This is a genomic window from Pseudonocardia sp. (genome assembly GCF_050250275.1).
GTDB lineage: Bacteria > Actinomycetota > Actinomycetes > Mycobacteriales > Pseudonocardiaceae > Pseudonocardia.
In genome coordinates, this window is the sequence record NZ_JBFWOY010000003.1 from 122,991 (window position 1) to 139,171 (window position 16,181).

Genomic DNA, 16,181 nt, shown 5'->3' on the forward strand with positions numbered 1-16,181 from the left:
TGTCAATACTCGGGACCGAACGGGACGCCGGCCCGGCGGACCGGACTCCGACGAATGGAGCAGTCGTGAACCAGGTGACCTGCGAGTGCGGATTCCAGACCCGTGACTCCGAGGAGGGACCGGTGGTGACGGCCGTGCTCGACCACGTCCGCGCCGACCACCCGGACCTCGAGGGCGCGGTCACCCCCGAGGTCGTGCGGGGCTGGATCGAGGTCGTCCCGGGCTGAGCCCGTGTGCGGGGCCGGTCAGGCTGCGACGTAGGGCAGGGTCAGCGGGCCTTCCGGGAGCACACAGACGCGGGCCTCGGGTCCCGCGGCGGCCAGGGCCTCGTCGACGCCGGCACGGACGTCGACGCACGGGAGCAGGTGGGCCGAGCGCAGGTCGTCGGCGTCCAGGAAGTCGGTGTGGACCGCGACCTGGGCCCGGTCGAGAACCCGGGCGAGCACCTGGACCTGCCACTGGTCGGGCACCGTCTGCTCGCGGGCCGCGATCGAGTCGAGCAGCGCCCGTGGCGAGTCGGCCGAGGCGAGCACCTCCCGGAACGAGCCGTGGTCGGGGAACCCGTCGCGGCACTCCGCGGCGCAGACGATCCGCCCACCCGGCCGCACGATCGTCGCGGCCGCCGACATCCCCTTGACCGCCTGGTAGAGGTTCTGGTCGAGCGGGTGCCCGGCGTTGGTGGTGACGACGACGTCGAACAGCCCGTCGACGGGCACCATCGCGACACGCCGCGCCTCCTCCCGCGCGACGGCGTGCATCGCGAGGACCTCACCCCCGAACGCCGCGACCACGCGCTGGTCGCGATCGAGGATGACGTCGCAGGCGAAGTCGACGCCGGTGGCCGCGGCGATGGCACGGACGTCGTCGTGGACGGGGTTGCCCTCGCAGATCCCCCAGGTGGCCCTGGGGTCGCCGATGCGGCGGGCGTCGTGCAGCGTCAGGACGGTCTCCAGCGCCGCGAGCCCGGGGGCGACGAGCTTGGGGCCGCCGCTGAACCCGGCGAAGAAGTGCGGCTCGACGAAGCCGGTGGTGATCCGGACGTCGGCCTCGACCCAGTCGCGGGCGAGCCGGACGGGCACGTCGTTGCCGTGACGGCCGCGCCAGACGAGCGTGGAGTCGTCGCGGGCGTCGTGGTTGACCACCCGGTAGGTCCCGAGGATGTCCGCGCCCAGCATGGCGAGCAGCTCGTCGCGGGTGTTGCCGCGGTGGGTGCCGGTGGCGACCATGATCGTGACGTCGTCGGGGCGCACGATCCCGTCGAGCTCCGCGAACACCTCCCCGAGCATCAGCTCGCGCGGCTGTGGACGGGTGCCGTCGCAGATCGAGATGGCGACGCGCTGCCCCGGCTGCACGACCTCGCGCAGCGGCGGTCCCGCGACCGGGTTGCGCAGGGCGTCGCGGACCAGCCGTCGTGGCGGGGTCGGCACGCTCAGGTGGCGGGGCTCGACGACCGTCGTGCGGTCCGCCGGCAGGTCCACCTCCAGCCCGTTGCTGCCGTACGCGAGCCGGACCCGTCGATCAGCCACCGCTGTTCCCCTTCCTGGCAACCGCCCGTCGACAACAGGCTGCTCCGTTCACCGACACGGCGCCGGTGCCGCCGCCGTTCGCCCTACCGATTCCGCCGAACGGACCTGGTGGTCGCCGGGCTCCGAGTGGTTGACGTTACGGCGCGAAGTCTCCACATCTTCCGGGAACAGGGCAGCCCCGAGGTCGCGGAGGGTCAGCGCAAGCTGCGGCTCGAGCTGCACGCCACCGCGACCCGCGCGGCCGAGCGGCTGCGCCAGGAGTCGGAGGAGGCGGCGGCGGAGGCCCGCACGCGCGCCGAGCAGGCGGCGCAGCGTCGCGAGGAGAAGGCGACGCAGGAGCTCATGCGCCTGACGTCGCTGCAGGACGACGTCCGTGGTGAGCTGAGCCGGCTCGCCGGTGTGCTGGCCACGGAGCTGGGCCGGTCGGCGCCCGCGCCCCGCGACGGCGAGAACCCGGTTCCCGGCCGCCGTGGTGGCCACGCCTCGCAGGCCGCGGCCGGCTGAGGCCCCCGCCGCGGTGCCGCTGCTGCGGCGGGGACCGGCGCCGCGGTGGGTCAGGAGCCGTAGTAGTCGTTGCCCCGCGAGAACTCGACGAACGTGCACGCCTCGTCGCCCTCGGTCCAGGCGTCGTGCCCGGGCGGGAGCAGCATGACGTCGCCCGCGGAGAAGCGTTCCTCCGCCCCGTCGGTCATCCGGACGGCGAGCGTGCCCCTGAGGACGAGCGCGACGTGCGGGAGCTCACAGAGGTCGGTGCCTGCGTAGTCCTTCAGGTCGTTGGACCACTTGGCGCCGACGTCGAAGGTCACCTCGGTGACGGCGACGCCGTCGAGCTCGGCGGTGCGCTTGGAGATCAGGCCGTGGACGTCGCTGTCGATGTCGGCCAGGTGTGCCTTCTGCATCGCCGGGTTGTAGTCGCTCACGCGGTCCTCCTCGCAGGCGCGGCGTGGGTCGCCGCGGCCGGGTCACAGCATCGCACTGCGGTCCGTCAGCCCAGCGTCCTTCCCTGCTCGGCCAGCGCCTCCTGCAGGACCCGGACCGCTCTGGGTCCCACGCCGTGCAGCGCCAGCAGTTCGGCTGCCGGGACGCCGTCGAGCTGTCCGAGCCGCGTGTATCCGGCCGCCGTCAGCGCCCTCGTCGCGGGGCTGCCGATGCCGCGGGGCAGGTCGGGTCCGGCCACGTCGGTCGACTCGTCGGTCATGCGTTCCTCCTGCCGGGGAGGGGGCTGTCCCCCACCAGTTCCACGGTTGCCTCCTGCTGGACCGCGGCGGCCGCGGTCATGAAGCGGCTGACGACGGCGAGCTCGGCCGTGGTGTGGCGCGCGCACAGCTCGCGCAGGCCCGCCACGAAGCGGGCGAAGAGAATCTCGTTGCGCCGCACCAGGTCCGGTTCGATCTCGACGAGGAACCGCCTGCCGTCACGGGGGTGCGGTGTACGGCGGGCGACGCCCTTGCGGGTGAGCCGGTCGAGCAGCCCGGTGACCGACGCGGGGGCCAGTCCCGACTCGGCGGCCAGCTCGCCCGGGGTGATGGGCCCGAGGCGCTGGATCACCTCGAGGGCCTTGCTCTCGGTCGCGGTCAGCCCGGAGTGCTCGGCGATGGCCGTGTGGAACATGACGGCGGCCGTCGAGAGCAGGCGCCCGGCCGCCAGGACCTCGTCGACGGCCCGTTCGTGCTCGCTTGACACCGCGGCAGTGTATCCGCAACTATTTCGTTCGTTCGAACGAAATAGTTTCCGGAGGTCACCGTGCACGCACTCGTCGTCGGCGGCGGCATCGCCGGCACCACCACCGCGATCGCCCTCGCCAAGGCCGGCATCGACGCGACCGTCCACGAGGCCCACGACCGCGACTCCGAGGGCGTCGGCGGCTGGCTCACGCTGGCCTCCAACGGCATCGACGCCCTCGCCACCCTCGGCCTCGGCGCCGAGGTCACCGCCCACGGCCACCCCACGCGCACGATGCGGCTGTCCAACCACACCGGCCGCGTCCTCGCCGAGTTCCCCATGGCCCCCGAGCGGCCCGACGGGCTGAAGGTCCACACCGTCCGCCGCTGCGACCTCCACCGCGTCCTGCGCGCCGCCGCGACCGCCCGCGCGATCCCCGTCCGATTCGGGAAACGCCTGGTCGACGCCACACCAAGGCCCGGCGGCGGAGTGATCGCGCGCTTCGCCGACGGCGACCACGTCGAGGCCGACCTGCTCGTCGGCGCCGACGGTCTGCGCTCGGCCGTCCGAACGATCATCGACCCCGCGGCACCCGCCGCCCGCTACACCGGCCTGCTCAACACCGGCGGCTACGCCACGGGTGCCACCCTGCCCCCGCGCTTCCGCGCCGACCCCGGCGTCATCGAGTTCTGCTTCGGGCGCAACTGCTTCCTCGGCTACACGCTCGCCCCCGACAGCAGCATCTGGTGGTTCGCCAACCCCGCCGCCCGCCAGAAGCTCGGCCGCGCCGAGCTCGCCGCGATCAGCGAGGACGACTGGCGCCGCCGGCTGCACGCCCTCTTCGCCGGCGACGAGCTGCCCGCCGCCACGCTCGTCGACGGCAGCGCCCACATCTTCGCAGGCTGGAACACCTACGACTTCCCCACCGTGCGCACCTGGCACCGCGACGACATGATCATCGTCGGCGACGCCGCGCACGCCGCCTCCCCCGCCTCCGGCCAGGGCGCGTCCATGGCGATCGAGGACGCCGTCACCCTGGCCCGCTGCCTGCGCGACAGCACGTCGGTGCCGGCCGCGTTCGCCGGCTACGAGTCCCTGCGCCGCGCGCGTGTCGAGAAGGTCGTCGAGCAGGGCAGGCGCAACGGCACGGGCAAGACCGCCGGCCCGATCGCCCGGGTCATCCGCGACCGGGTGATCATGCCGATGGTCGCCTCCCGCGCCGCGAGGACCGGTGCGAGCCCGAGCGAGTGGCTGTTCGGCCACCACATCGACTGGGAGACCCCCGTCCGAGCCACGCCCAGACCGTGATCGGGCCGGACCGACGCGCGACGCGACTCCGACCCGGCCGCCCGGTCATTTCATCGTCGCGAGCTGGATGAGGTTGCCGCAGGTGTCGTCGAGGACCGCGGTGACGACGGGGCCGAAGTCGGTCGGCGCCTGGGTGAACACCACCCCCAGGGCGGTGAGCCGTTCGTGCTCGGCGTACACGTCGTCCACGGCGAACTGGGTGAAGGGGATGCCGTCGGCCATCAGGGCCTCCTTGAGCTGCTTCGACGCCGGGTGCCCGTCCGGCTCCAGCAGCAGTTCCACCCCGTCGGGGGCCGCGGGCGACACGACGGTCAACCACCGGGCCTCGCCCGCCGGGACGTCGGTCTTCTTCACGAAGCCGAGTTTCCCGGTGTAGAAGTCCAGGGCCTTCGCCTGGTCGTCGACCCACACACTGGCGACATTGATCCGGATCACGAGTCGGCTTCCTCCGTGTCGATGGGCCACCGCTCGACGATCGACCGCAACGGTCCTGTGTCGACGTGGTGGAACTTGTAGCGACCCTGGCGCCTGGTGTGCACCAGACCGGCCGCCTCGAGGACGGCGAGGTGCTGGGAGATCGCCTGGCGTGACGAGGTGAGCCCGTGCTTCATGACCAGCCGGCCACAGAGCTCGAACAGCGTCTGGCCGTCCCGCTCGACCAGCTCGTCCAGGATCGTCCTGCGCGTCGCGTCGCCGAGCGCCTTGAACAGGTCGGCGGTCACACAGGATTTATACGCAAGCGATGGCTTGCATGTCAATGCGCCACCCGGGGATGCGGACCGCTCGACCCTGCCGCACCGGGCACCACCGGCCTTATCGTGCGGTGTGCTCGTCCAGCCGATGGCATCGCTGACCGACCTCGCACTGGGGCTGGTCACGCTCTACCTCGTCCCCCGGCTGCCCCGGGACGTCGACGGGGCGCGGTACTGGCGTGCCACGTTCGCCTGGGCGGCGGCCACCGCGCTGGCCGGCGCGGTCTACCACGGCTTCCTCGTCGAGCTCCCCCGGATCGGCGGGATCACCTGGGCCGTCATGAGCACGACGGTCGTCGTCGTCATGTCGTTCATGCTGGCGGCGACCGTGGTGCAGGTCCTCGGCCCGAGCCGCGCCGTCTGGTTCTGGCCGCTGCGCCTGCTGGGCGTCGCGGCCTACGTGATCATCGCCGCGACGGGCAATCCCAGCATCACGGCGATCATGCTGTGCGAGAGCATCACGATGGCCTGCGTCATCGGCCTGTGGGTGTGGGCGTGGCGGCGCCGGCATCCGACGGCCCCCGCGATGCTGGTGGCCATCGGGGCGAGCATCGCGGCCGCGATGTTCCGGCTGGTGCCGGGCGCGGCGGCCCTGCTGTGGCTCGACCCCGACTCCGCCTACCATCTCGGGCAGATCGTCGGGATCGTGCTGCTGTTCCGGGCCGTCGCGAGCAGCGAACCGCTGCCCGGGACTGCCGCGGACGTCGCACCCGGACCGGCGCGCGCGACCGACGGGACCCCGCCCGCCGCCGTCGAGGGCCGCGAGCCGGCCGGGCCGGTCGCGTCGCCCGGGTCGCGCCGCCGCTCCCGGCAGGCCGACGGACCCCACGGTCGATCGACGCCCGGCCGGTGACACCGGCGCGGGCCGGGCCATCACGCGCCGGCGGGCGGCGCCGCGCACCGGCCGCGACGGTCGGGGGAACGGGCAGTGCCCGCGCCCCCGGCAGGGTCACACCCAGAAGACGGCGAGGCCCACGTTGACGACGGCCAGCACACCGATCGCCGAGAACAGGACCTGGTTGAGGGGCTTGCGCCGGCCGAACAGGACCAGCCCCAGGATCACGAGCAGGATGAGCAGCTTGACGGTGATCTTGATGTTGTCGACGGGCAGGTCCAGCACCCCCTCGCGGATGCCGACCAATGCGATACCGGTCACCAGCTGGACCAGGGCTCCGTGCAGCATGCCCGTTCCCGGGCTGCGGCGACCCTCCACCGCCGGCTGCCGGAGCTGAGCCAGGAAGGATCCGATCAGCACCGCCAGTCCGATGAAGTGCACGAAGACCAGCAGAAGCCTCAGGAACTCCATGTTGCTGCCCACTCCTCCACGTCGGATTGCCCGGATCGGGCAGAGGTAGCCGTCCGGCTCGACCGATGGCGTCGCCGCCTCGGCCCGGTGGATCGCCGCGACCGTGCGAGCACTGCTCGCCGCCGCGCGCCACCGCCGGATCACGGTGTCCCGCCGAACGACACGAACCGAACATTTCGGTCGCTGCAGGTAGGATACCAACAGGACGTCGGGAACTGCCCCGCGCCCATGGTGCCGCAGTCCGGACGCGCGCGTTCACGAGTCCGAAATGTCCGGTGTCGAACCTCTCGTCGAGCCCCCCGGCCACCATGGCTAAAGTTGCCGACATGGTGTCGAGAAAAAGTCCGTGGTGCAGCCGATGTTCCTGACCGTACGAGAGCTGGTCTTCGCCCGAAGCCGATTCGCCCTGATGGGAGCGGTCGTCGGGCTCATCGCGGTCCTCATGGTGCTGCTGTCCGGGTTGTCGGTGGGCCTGGTCAACGACGGCGTCTCCGGGCTGCAGAAGCTGCCCGTCACCTCGCTGGCCTTCGAGCGCGACGTGGCCACCGACTCCGCCTTCTCACGCAGCGTGGTCGATCTCGACGCCGCCGACAAGTGGGCGGACCGTGACGGCGTCACCGACGCCGCGCCCTTCGGAAACGCACTGGTCAACGCCAAGTCCAGCAACGGGACCGAGATCGACCTCGCCCTGTTCGGGGTGGAACCCGGGTCGTTCATCGCTCCCGACGCCGCAGAAGGCACCCGGCTCGGCACGGACCCGTACCAGATCGTCGTCAGCGCCACCGCGATCGACGCAGGTGTCCGACTCGGCGACACCGTCACCCTCGACCGCATCGGGACCCGGCTGACCGTCGTGGGTGTGCTGGACGGCCAGCACACCTTCGGTCACGTCGACGTCGCCTACGTCCCGCTGCGCACCTGGCAGGAGATTCGGGTCGGAGCCGGCCCCGACGCCCAGGTCCCCGCCCACGCGTACGGCGAGATCACCGCCGTCGCCGTCCGCGCCGACTCCGACACCGACCTCGCCGCCGGCGACGAGGCAGCGGGGACGACCTCGTGGACGCTGGAGGAGTCCTTCGCGGCCTCGCCCGGCTACACCGCCGAGACCGCGACGCTCGGGATGATCCAGTGGTTCCTGTACGCGATCTCCGCGCTGGTCGTGGGCGCGTTCTTCACCGTGCTCGTCATCCAGCGCAAACCGGAGATCGCGGTGCTGCGCGCGATGGGTGCCAGCACCCGGTACGTGCTCCGCGACAGCCTGCTCCAGTCCCTGGTCCTGCTCGTCGTCTCCACCGGCGTCGGCGTCGGCGTGGGCGTCGCCGCAGGAGCCGCCCTGTCGGCCACGCCGATGCCGTTCGCGCTCGACGCGGGCGCGATCGCCGTCGCCTCCTTCCTCCTGGTACTGCTCGGCATGATCGGAGCGACCGTCGCCGTGCTGCGCATCACCAAGGTCGACCCCCTCACCGCCCTCGGAGGCAACCGATGAACACCGGACTGCTGGTGGAGCAGGTCACGCTGCGCCACGGAGACGGGGAGGACGAGACCACCGCGCTGGATCGCGTGTCGGTGCACGTCGAGCCGGGCGAGATCATCGCCGTCGTCGGCCCGTCCGGCGCGGGCAAGTCGAGCCTGCTCGCGGTCGCGGGCGGGCTCACCGTTCCCGACGAGGGCCGGGTACTGATCGACGGCGTCGACCTGGCCGGGCCGGAGCGGGTGCGGGCGCGCGTGCGGCGCGAGCGGATCGGCTACGTCTTCCAGAGCAACAACCTGATCCCCTCGCTGACCGCGATCGATCAGGTGCGCCTGCCGCTGACCTTCGGCCGGGTCGAGGACCCCCGCGACCCGGGCGAGCTGCTCGCCGAGGTCGGCATGGAGCACAGGGCGAACCGCAGGCCCCACCAGCTCTCCGGTGGGGAACGGCAGCGGATCGGCATCGCCCGCGCCCTCGTCACCCGGCCCCGGGTGCTGCTCGTCGACGAACCGACCGCCGCGCTCGACCGCCGGCGCAGCCACGAGGTTCTCGCCCTGCTGGCCGACGAGACCCACCGGTCCCGAATGGCTACAGTTGTCGTCACGCACGACCACGACGTGCTGCGCCACTGCGACCGCGTGTTCGAGATGGTCGACGGCAAGCTGACCGAGGAGAACCCCGCCCTGACGTGACCCGGCCCTCCTCCTGACGGGAAGGTACCCGTGCCCCGCATCCAGGCCCCGACCGTCGCTGAACACCGCGAACGCCGGCAACGGGCGATCCTGGATGCGGCACGGGCACTTCTCGAGGAGACCGGAGAAGCGCCGTCACTGGCCGCCGCCGGCGCACGCATCGGACTGGCCAGGCCCAGCGTCTACCAGTACTTCCCGTCACGGGACGCGCTGCTGCTCGGCGTGGTCGCCGACGTCTTCCCCGCCTGGACCGCCCGGGTGCTCGACCACGTCGACGCGGCAGCGACCCCCGCCGACCGGGTGTGGGCCTACGTGGAGGCCAACGTCGCGCTGTTCACCGGTCCCGAGCAGACGGTCGCGAAGGCCCTGCGCACCCTCATCGAGCCGGCAGTGCTGCGCGAGCACAGCTCGCAGCACCACGCCCGGCTCCGCGAACCCCTGCTCGACTCGCTGCGGCTGCTCGGCGAACCGGAACCCGAGCGGATGGCCGAACTGATCAACGCCACCATCCTGCGGGCCTGCCAGGACATCGGCGCCGACGGCGGCGACGCCGCGCTCGCGCTGCTCGGCCGCCTCCTCCGCCCGTACCTGACAGTGCGCCGGGACGGCACCACCGGGGCGTCGAACGGCTCCTGACCGCGCCGCCACACCCCGCGGCGTGCAGGCACCGACAGGGACACGATCCGGGACGGTCGGCACCCGGCGCGGAGCACGACAGGCGGAACCGGCGACGGAATCCGGGCTAGGGTCAGCCGCCATGAGAGGTCTGTCCCGGCCCCTGGTGGTGGCGGCCGCCGCCCTCACCGCGGTCTTCGCGCTCACCGCGTGGCGCCTGGGCGATCTCGACGCGCAGGGACTGCCGCTGCTGGCGCTCAACACGTTGCCGCTGCTCCTGCTGCGCCGCAACCCCCTCGTCGTCCTTCTCGTCCTCGCCATCGCCTACCCGGCGTGGATCGGCCTCGGACACGAACCGCACCTGCTGCAGTCGCTGCCTGCGGTCGCCGCGATGTTCGCGGTGGGCGCGTGGGACCGGCCGCTGTGGCTGCGCGCGCTCGGGCTCCTCGCACCGATGTGGATGATCGTCGCCGCGCTCCTCTGGCAGGCGCCGGAGTCGGAGATCGGCTACGCCGCAACGGTCTTCGTGGTGGTGTGGGCCCTCGGGGTGGCACTCACCGACCGGCGGTCCCGCGCCGAGGAGCTGGAAGCCAGGACGGTGGCGCTGGAGCGGGCGCGACACGAGCTGGCCGACCGCGCGGTGGCCGACGAACGGGTCCGCATCGCCCGCGAGCTGCACGACGTCGTCGCCCACGCGATGAGCGTGATCACCGTGCGGGCCGGAGTGGGTGCGCACCTGCTGGACTCCCGCCCTGCCGAGGCCGCCGAGGCGCTGCGGGTCATCGAGAGCACCGGGCCGGACCCCCACGGGCCTGCTCGTCGACGCCGTTCGCTCACCCTGGATCGGCGCCGGGACGGACGTCGTCGCCGTCACCTCGCTGGCGGTGGTCGCGGTGGCCTGCGGGGCCCTCGCCGTCCGCCGGCTGGACCGGGTGTCCTGACCGGACGACTGCGTCCGCGACCCCTCGACGCAGGCGGGTCGCACCGGGCGCGGCCCGGGACCGACCGCCGCCGCACCTCGCCCTGCCGCCGCGCTACTGACCACATGCGAAAGGCCCTCAGGACGATGTCCTGAGGGCCTTTCGACGTTGTAGCGGGGGTAGGATTCGAACCTACGACCTCTGGGTTATGAGCCCAGCGAGCTACCGAGCTGCTCCACCCCGCGCCGCTGTGGTGTTTGAACCACTGTGTTGCTGTTCTTTTGTACTGCCGTGTTGCTCTTGTAGGTAGAACAGTACACCCGCCGGAAACGTTCCCGCACCCGGGGTGCAACTCCACCTTCCGGCCTCTGATCTGCGGCGATCCGCCGCGCGAGCGTCTGCCGGGCTCTCGGCACCCCGAATCCGGCTCCGGTGTCTCCGGTCACACCCGATCCGGCCGCGCCGGAGACGACGACGCCCCGCCCGGCGTGGAGCCGGACGGGGCGTCGGTCGGTGGGGCGTCAGCCGCCCTGGGCCGCCTGGAACTTCTTCACGGCGGCGTCGAGCGCGGCGAGTGCCTGGCCCTGGGCCGCGAAGTCACCGGACTGCTGGGCCGACTTGAGCTGGGCCAGCGCCTGCGAGATCTCCGCCGCGGCAGCGGCGGCAGCCGGGTTGCTGCCTCCGCCCGCGCCCGGGTTGGGCGGCGGGTTGGTCCCCGTGTCGGTCGGCGGCGGGGTGCCCTGGCCACCCTGCGTCACGCCGCCACCGGCCCCGGCGCCGAACACCTGGTCGAGCGCCGTCGCGAGGTTGGCGTCGTAACCCACCCTGCCCCCGTAGCTCACCAGCACTCTGGCCAGCTGCGGGTAGGAGGAGTCCTGCCCGGCTCTCTCGATGTAGACCGGTTCGACGTAGAGCAGGCCGCCGGCGACGGGCAACGTCAGCAGGTTGCCGTAGTCGATCGTGGTCTGGTTCTGCCTCAACAGGTTGAGCTCCTGCGACACGGTCGGTGAGCCGAGGAACTGCGCCTGCACCTGCTGCGGGCCGAGTGTCTGCGTGTCGGCGGGTAGCTGCAGGATCGTGATCTTGCCGTAGTTCTCCGGATCGGAGTCGGCCGTCATGTAGGCCGCCAGGAACTGTCGCTGCAGGCTCACGAGCGCGCTGGTGAGCTGGAACGACGCGCCCTCCTGGTTGGGCAGGCCCGCGAGCAGGTAGTACGGCGGCTGCGGTTCCTGACCGGAGCCGGTGTTGCCCTGCACGGTCGGGTCGGAGGGAACGTCCCAGAACGACACCGTCGAGAAGAACTCGCCCGGGTTGGTGACGTGGTAGCGGGTCAGCAGCTGGCGCTGGACCTTGAACTGGTCCTCGGGGTACCGGAAGTGCTCACGCAGGGCCGGGCTGATGGCCGAGCCGGGCTGCACGGTGCCGGGGAAGACCTTCTCCCACGTCTTGAGCACCGGGTCGGTCTCGTCGAACGCGTAGAGCGTGACGGTGCCGTCGTAGGCGTCGACGGTGGCCTTCACCGAGTTGCGCAGGTAGCTGACGTTCGTGTCGGGCAGACGCTGGACGCCGCCCTGCAGGCTGTCGCGCGTGGCGTCGCCGAGCGGGACCTGCTGGGCGTAGGGGTACTGCTTGAGCGTCGTGTAGCCGTCGACGATCCACTGGATCTTGCCGTCGACGACTGCCGGGTAGGGGTCGCCGTCGACGGTGAGCCACGGCGCGACGTTCTTGACGCGGTCGAGCGGGTCCCGGTTGAAGATGATCTTCGACTCGTCGTTGATCGAGTCGTTGAACAGGATCCGGATCTCGCCGTTGTCGATGGAGAACACGAGGCGGTTGAAGAAGTTCCCGAGGGAGACGCCGCCCTTGCCGGTGTAGGTGTACTGCTGGCTGTCCGAGTCGTACTCGCGGGGGGCGGCACCGGGTTCGGCGCCGACGATCGAGTAGTCCTTGATCAGCTCGCCGTAGTAGATGCGCGGCTGGGTGACGTCGATCGCGCCCTTGGTCGAGGTGTCACTGACGGTGAACTCGGGCAGGCCGCCGCGGCCACCGGTGTCCTCCAGCGCGGCGTTGACCTTGTTGGCCGGCGCGGCGACGAACCCGTTGCCGTGGGTGTAGACGAGGTGGCGGTTGATCCAGTCGGTCTGGTTGCCGACGAGGCCGCTGCTGTCGAGCTCGCGAGCCGCGACGACGTAGTCCTGGCGCTCGTTGTTGACGGTGTACCGGTCGATGTCGAGCTTGTCCGGGAAGCCGTAGAAGTTACGGCGCTGCTGGAGCTGCGTGAACGTCTTGGTCAGCTTCGCCGGGTCGAGCAGCCGGATGTTCGGGATGGTCGAGGTGTCGGCGCGCACCGCGGCCGGGGTGGCCGTCGACGTCCCCGAGTACGCCTCGACGGTGACCTTGTCGTCGGTGAGGCCGAAGGCCTGTCTCGTCGCCTCGATGTTGCGCGAGATCGACGGCGCCTCGCGCTCGTTGGCGTTCGGGCCGACCACGAACTGCTGCAGGATCGCGGGCCACGCCGCACCGACCAGGACGCTGGACAGCACGAGCAGCACGAGCGCGATGGCGGGCAGCTGCAGGTTGCGCCGGAAGATCGACACGAAGAACGCGATGGCGCAGATGAGCGAGATGAACAGCAGGATGAGCTTGGCCGGCATCACCGCGTTGAGGTCGGTGTAGGTGGCGCCGTTGAAGTTCGGGTTGCGGTCGGAGAACAGCAGCTCGTAGCGGTCGAAGAAGTACGCGAGCGCCTTGAGCAGCACGAACACACCGGCGAGCGACGCGAGGTGGGCGCGCGCGGCCGAGGAGATCTGGCCGGAGCGGCCGGCGAGGCGGATGCCGCCGAACAGGTAGTGGGTGATCAGCGCGGCGACGAACGAGAGGGCGACGCCGACCATGACCCAGTCGAGCAGGAGGCGGTAGAACGGCAGGTCGAACGTGTAGAAGCTGACGTCCTTGCCGAACTGCGGGTCGGTGATCCCGAACGACGTGCCGTGCAGGAACATCTGCACGGTCTGCCAGTCGGTCTGCGCGGCGAGGCCCGCGATGAGGCCGACGGCGACCGGGATGGCGATGGCGAACAGCCGCAGCCGCTGGATGATCACCGTGCGGTAGCGGGCGATCGGGTCCTCGGGGCCGGACACGGGTACGAACACCGGCCGGAACCGGTAGGCGAGCCACATCGACAGCCAGACGAGCCCGCCGATCAGCAGGCCTCCCAGCACGAACTGGACGGTGCGGGTGAACAGCACCGTCGAGAACACCGAGCGGAAGCCGACCTCGCCGTACCACAGCCAGTTGACGTAGAAGTCGATCAGTCGGGAACCGCCCAGGAACAGCACGACCACGATCGCCGCGATGATGAGCAGGATCCGGGGGCGGCGAGGTATCGATGGCACCGCCGCTGGGGGCCGTATGGCCACGGGTCACGCTCCTGACGTCGAAAGGCGAACTGCCGCGGGCGCGCGCCGGCCCGATGGCCGCGACAACGCGAGAGTCGCCGGCAGCCGCATGGACGGCGCGCCCTGACGTGCCAACTCTACGGAAGGGGCGTGTGGTTCCCGTTTCCCGGGGCGCGTTGGCAAATCGTGACAATTCGGATCTGTGGCCGAAGCGAGGTGTTCTCGTCCCGGGACCCGCCCGGATCGGCAACGCTGTGCGCGAACAGCGACGATCCACATCACCGGGGGCGCCGGGTCCGCGTACCGTGGTGACATGAGCGACGTCCCCTTCGGCTTCGGACCGAACGACCGCGACAAGGACCGCGACCGGCCGGGCGACGGCGAGGGCTCCGAGCCCAAGGGGCCCCAGGACCCGTTCGGCTTCGGCAACCTGCCGGGCATGCCGCCCGGCGGGTTCCCCGGCATGCCCGGTGGCTTCCCGGGGATGCCCGGGGCCGGTGGCGCCGGCGGCTTCGACATGAGCCAGCTCGGCCAGATGCTCACCCAGCTCGGGCAGATGCTGAGCCATGCCCAGAGCGGCGCCGGCGGTGACGGCCCGGTCAACTACGACCTCGCCGCCCAGATCGCGACGCAGGCGTTGGCGCAGAAGACGTCCTCGCTCACCGACGGCCAGCGCAGCGCCGTCCGCGACGCGGTGGCGCTGGCCCAGCTGTGGCTCGACGAGGCCACGGAGTTCCCGGCCGCCTCGTCGGAGGCCGTGGCGTGGACGCCCACCGACTGGGTGACGTCGAGCATGCCGACGTGGAAGCGCATGTGCGATCCCGTCGCGCGACGGGTGTCGAGCGCGTGGGTGGAGGGTCTGCCCGAGCAGGCCAAGCAGGCGGCGGGCCCGATGCTCGCGATGGTCGGCCAGATGGGCGGGCTCGCCTTCGGCAGCCAGCTCGGCAACGGCCTCGGCGAGCTGGCCGCGGAGGTGCTCACCTCCACCGACATCGGCTTCCCGGTCGGCCCGGCGGGCGCGGCGGCACTCCTGCCCGAGGCGATCGAGAAGTTCACCGAGGGCCTCGACCGCCCGGCCAACGAGGTCATGATCTTCCTGGCCGCCCGCGAGGCGGCCCACCAGCGGCTGTTCACGCACGTGCCGTGGCTGCAGGAGCGGCTGCTCGGCGCGGTGGAGCAGTACGCGCAGGGCATCTCGGTCGACACCTCGCGCATCGAGGAGCTGGCTTCGTCGATCGACCCCTCCAACCCGGAGTCGATCCAGGAGGCCATGCAGGGCGGCATGTTCGAGCCGCAGACGACGCCGGAGCAGAAGGCCGCGCTGGCGCGGCTGGAGACGCTGCTCGCGCTCGTCGAGGGCTGGGTCGACGCCGTCGTCGCGCAGGCGGTCGGCGAGCGGCTGCCCGGCGCGGAGGCGCTGCGCGAGACGCTGCGCCGCCGGCGCGCGTCGGGTGGCCCGGCCGAGCAGGCGTTCGCCACGGTCGTCGGGCTGGAGCTGCGGCCACGCCGGCTGCGCGCGGCGGCGGAGCTGTGGAAGCTGCTCGGTGAGCAGCGCGGCACCGAGGGGCGCGACGCGCTGTGGGCGCACCCCGACCTCGTCCCCACGGCCGACGACCTCGACGACCCGGCCGGGTTCGTCGCCGGCTCCGACGACACCGACCCCATCGCCGAGATCGAGCGTCAGTTCCAGCGCGACCGTGAGAACGACGCGGCGATGGACGCGGCCAAGGAGGCTGCCGAGCGGCGCGAGGCGGCCCAGCGGGAGCAGGACACCGCCGGCGGGGACGCCGAGCAGGACGACGCCGAGCAGGACGACGACGGGCCGGCGAAGGACTGACCGGCAGTACTGTCCGGCGGCACCGACCGGCATTGCCGCGGCGGGGTCAGCCCGCCGCGGACTCCCCCTCGTCGTCGATCGCCGCGATGCCCTCGAGCCCACCGACGTCCCCGTCGAGCTCGGCGTCCGGTTCGGTGTCGCCGGGCGCGTCGTCACCGTCGGTACCGACGAACCCGAGCCCCGCCGCGGCCGAGAGCCCCTCCAGGTAGCCGATGGCGCGCTCGGTGCGCGGGTAGCGGCGCACCAGCTCCCAGAACTGGTCGTCGTGCCCGGGCACGAGCAGGTGCGCCAGCTCGTGGACGAGCACGTAGTCGACCACCCAGCCCGGCACGTCGCGCAACCGCTCGCTGACGCGGATCGTGCCGTCGACAGGTGTGCACGACGCCCACCGGGTGCGCATCGGCGCGACCCAGCGCACCGACGTCGGCACCGCGTCGGGACCGAGGTAGCGACGGGACAGCTCCAGGCTGCGCCGCAGCAACGCGTCGTTGCCCGTGCGCGCCGGTGAGCGACGTCTGGCCTCGCTACGTTCGAGGCGGCGGACCATCTCGTCCACCCAGCGTCGTTCCTCGGACTCGCTCATCCAACCCGGGATGAAGACGATGACTGTGTCGCCTTCTCGCCGGGCACTCACCATCCGCCGACGCCGGTCGCTCCTCCGGACCTCGACGGCTGAGGGTCCCGCCATGTCGGA

General features: G+C 71.8%; 18 protein-coding genes and 1 tRNA gene. 9 read left to right on the forward strand and 10 right to left on the reverse strand.

All coding sequences use genetic code 11. From position 1 onward, the window contains the following. The first annotated feature begins 65 nt into the window (after positions 1–65). A complete protein-coding gene (locus AB7F12_RS04435) occupies positions 66–227 on the forward strand; it encodes a hypothetical protein (protein WP_428499408.1) in 162 nt (53 codons plus the stop codon). Positions 228–245: 18 nt separating this feature from the next. Here AB7F12_RS04435 and larA read toward each other — a convergent pair whose 3' ends face one another. Further along, complete coding sequence (gene larA, locus AB7F12_RS04440; RefSeq protein WP_428499409.1) at positions 246–1,526, reverse strand: nickel-dependent lactate racemase; 1,281 nt, start codon at positions 1,524–1,526, stop codon at positions 246–248. Positions 1,527–1,652: 126 nt separating this feature from the next. Here larA and AB7F12_RS04445 point away from each other — a divergent pair, with 126 nt between their 5' ends. Further along, a complete protein-coding gene (locus tag AB7F12_RS04445) occupies positions 1,653–2,030 on the forward strand; it encodes a hypothetical protein (protein ID WP_428499410.1) in 378 nt (125 codons plus the stop codon). Between the two features lie 50 nt (positions 2,031–2,080). Here AB7F12_RS04445 and AB7F12_RS04450 read toward each other — a convergent pair whose 3' ends face one another. The 3 genes from AB7F12_RS04450 to AB7F12_RS04460 all read right to left on the reverse strand — a co-directional run bounded on the left by AB7F12_RS04450 (position 2,081) and on the right by AB7F12_RS04460 (position 3,209). Next, the gene (locus tag AB7F12_RS04450; RefSeq protein WP_428499411.1) at positions 2,081–2,446 is read right to left on the reverse strand and encodes a cupin domain-containing protein; all 366 of its coding nucleotides are present in this window, start codon (positions 2,444–2,446) and stop codon (positions 2,081–2,083) included. Between the two features lie 65 nt (positions 2,447–2,511). Next, positions 2,512–2,724, reverse strand: a complete 213-nt coding sequence (locus tag AB7F12_RS04455) for a DNA-binding protein (protein ID WP_428499412.1) — start codon at positions 2,722–2,724, stop codon at positions 2,512–2,514. After that, positions 2,721–3,209 (reverse strand): MarR family winged helix-turn-helix transcriptional regulator, encoded by a 489-nt coding sequence (locus AB7F12_RS04460; RefSeq protein WP_428499413.1) that lies wholly within the window; start codon positions 3,207–3,209, stop codon positions 2,721–2,723. The genes AB7F12_RS04455 and AB7F12_RS04460 overlap by 4 nt, the downstream gene beginning before the upstream one ends. Positions 3,210–3,269: 60 nt before the next feature. On the opposite strand from AB7F12_RS04460, the gene AB7F12_RS04465 reads away from it, so the two are divergent. Further along, positions 3,270–4,496 (forward strand): FAD-dependent oxidoreductase, encoded by a 1,227-nt coding sequence (locus AB7F12_RS04465; RefSeq protein WP_428499414.1) that lies wholly within the window; start codon positions 3,270–3,272, stop codon positions 4,494–4,496. Between the two features lie 45 nt (positions 4,497–4,541). On the opposite strand, the gene AB7F12_RS04470 is transcribed toward AB7F12_RS04465, so the two are convergent. Both AB7F12_RS04470 and AB7F12_RS04475 read right to left on the reverse strand, forming a co-directional pair. Next, positions 4,542–4,931, reverse strand: a complete 390-nt coding sequence (locus tag AB7F12_RS04470; RefSeq protein ID WP_428499415.1) for a VOC family protein — start codon at positions 4,929–4,931, stop codon at positions 4,542–4,544. After that, the gene (locus AB7F12_RS04475) at positions 4,928–5,218 is read right to left on the reverse strand and encodes an ArsR/SmtB family transcription factor (RefSeq protein WP_428499416.1); all 291 of its coding nucleotides are present in this window, start codon (positions 5,216–5,218) and stop codon (positions 4,928–4,930) included. The genes AB7F12_RS04470 and AB7F12_RS04475 overlap by 4 nt, the downstream gene beginning before the upstream one ends. Before the next feature lie 118 nt (positions 5,219–5,336). Here AB7F12_RS04475 and AB7F12_RS04480 point away from each other — a divergent pair, with 118 nt between their 5' ends. Then, a complete protein-coding gene (locus AB7F12_RS04480; protein ID WP_428499417.1) occupies positions 5,337–6,101 on the forward strand; it encodes a DUF6962 family protein in 765 nt (254 codons plus the stop codon). 96 nt (positions 6,102–6,197) lie between these two features. Here the strand turns inward: AB7F12_RS04480 and AB7F12_RS04485 are convergent, their stop codons facing one another. Next, positions 6,198–6,554: a hypothetical protein gene (locus AB7F12_RS04485; RefSeq protein ID WP_428499418.1), complete on the reverse strand. Its 357-nt coding sequence runs from the start codon at positions 6,552–6,554 to the stop codon at positions 6,198–6,200. 358 nt (positions 6,555–6,912) lie between these two features. On the opposite strand from AB7F12_RS04485, the gene AB7F12_RS04490 reads away from it, so the two are divergent. The 4 genes from AB7F12_RS04490 to AB7F12_RS04505 all read left to right on the forward strand — a co-directional run bounded on the left by AB7F12_RS04490 (position 6,913) and on the right by AB7F12_RS04505 (position 10,407). Next, positions 6,913–8,040, forward strand: coding sequence for an ABC transporter permease (locus AB7F12_RS04490; protein ID WP_428499419.1), 1,128 nt, complete (start codon positions 6,913–6,915; stop codon positions 8,038–8,040). After that, the gene (locus AB7F12_RS04495; protein ID WP_428499420.1) at positions 8,037–8,717 is read left to right on the forward strand and encodes an ABC transporter ATP-binding protein; all 681 of its coding nucleotides are present in this window, start codon (positions 8,037–8,039) and stop codon (positions 8,715–8,717) included. The genes AB7F12_RS04490 and AB7F12_RS04495 overlap by 4 nt, the downstream gene beginning before the upstream one ends. 30 nt (positions 8,718–8,747) lie before the next feature. After that, positions 8,748–9,353 (forward strand): TetR/AcrR family transcriptional regulator, encoded by a 606-nt coding sequence (locus AB7F12_RS04500; RefSeq protein WP_428499421.1) that lies wholly within the window; start codon positions 8,748–8,750, stop codon positions 9,351–9,353. 121 nt (positions 9,354–9,474) lie between these two features. Further along, positions 9,475–10,407, forward strand: coding sequence for a histidine kinase (locus AB7F12_RS04505; RefSeq protein WP_428499422.1), 933 nt, complete (start codon positions 9,475–9,477; stop codon positions 10,405–10,407). Between the two features lie 16 nt (positions 10,408–10,423). Here the strand turns inward: AB7F12_RS04505 and AB7F12_RS04510 are convergent. Both AB7F12_RS04510 and AB7F12_RS04515 read right to left on the reverse strand, forming a co-directional pair. Next, positions 10,424–10,497, reverse strand: a tRNA-Met gene (locus AB7F12_RS04510). A gap of 276 nt (positions 10,498–10,773) precedes the next feature. Continuing rightward, positions 10,774–13,671 carry a UPF0182 family protein gene (locus AB7F12_RS04515; protein WP_428499423.1) on the reverse strand — a complete coding sequence of 966 codons (2,898 nt, stop codon included), beginning with the start codon at positions 13,669–13,671 and terminating at the stop codon, positions 10,774–10,776. Positions 13,672–13,963: 292 nt separating this feature from the next. Between AB7F12_RS04515 and AB7F12_RS04520 the strand changes: the two genes are divergently transcribed. After that, entirely contained in the window at positions 13,964–15,487 is a 1,524-nt protein-coding gene (locus tag AB7F12_RS04520; RefSeq protein ID WP_428499424.1) for a zinc-dependent metalloprotease, read from the forward strand. A 46-nt stretch (positions 15,488–15,533) separates the two neighbouring features. On the opposite strand, the gene AB7F12_RS04525 is transcribed toward AB7F12_RS04520, so the two are convergent. Then, positions 15,534–16,070 (reverse strand): M48 metallopeptidase family protein, encoded by a 537-nt coding sequence (locus AB7F12_RS04525; RefSeq protein WP_428499425.1) that lies wholly within the window; start codon positions 16,068–16,070, stop codon positions 15,534–15,536. Between the last annotated feature and the right edge of the window lie 111 nt (positions 16,071–16,181).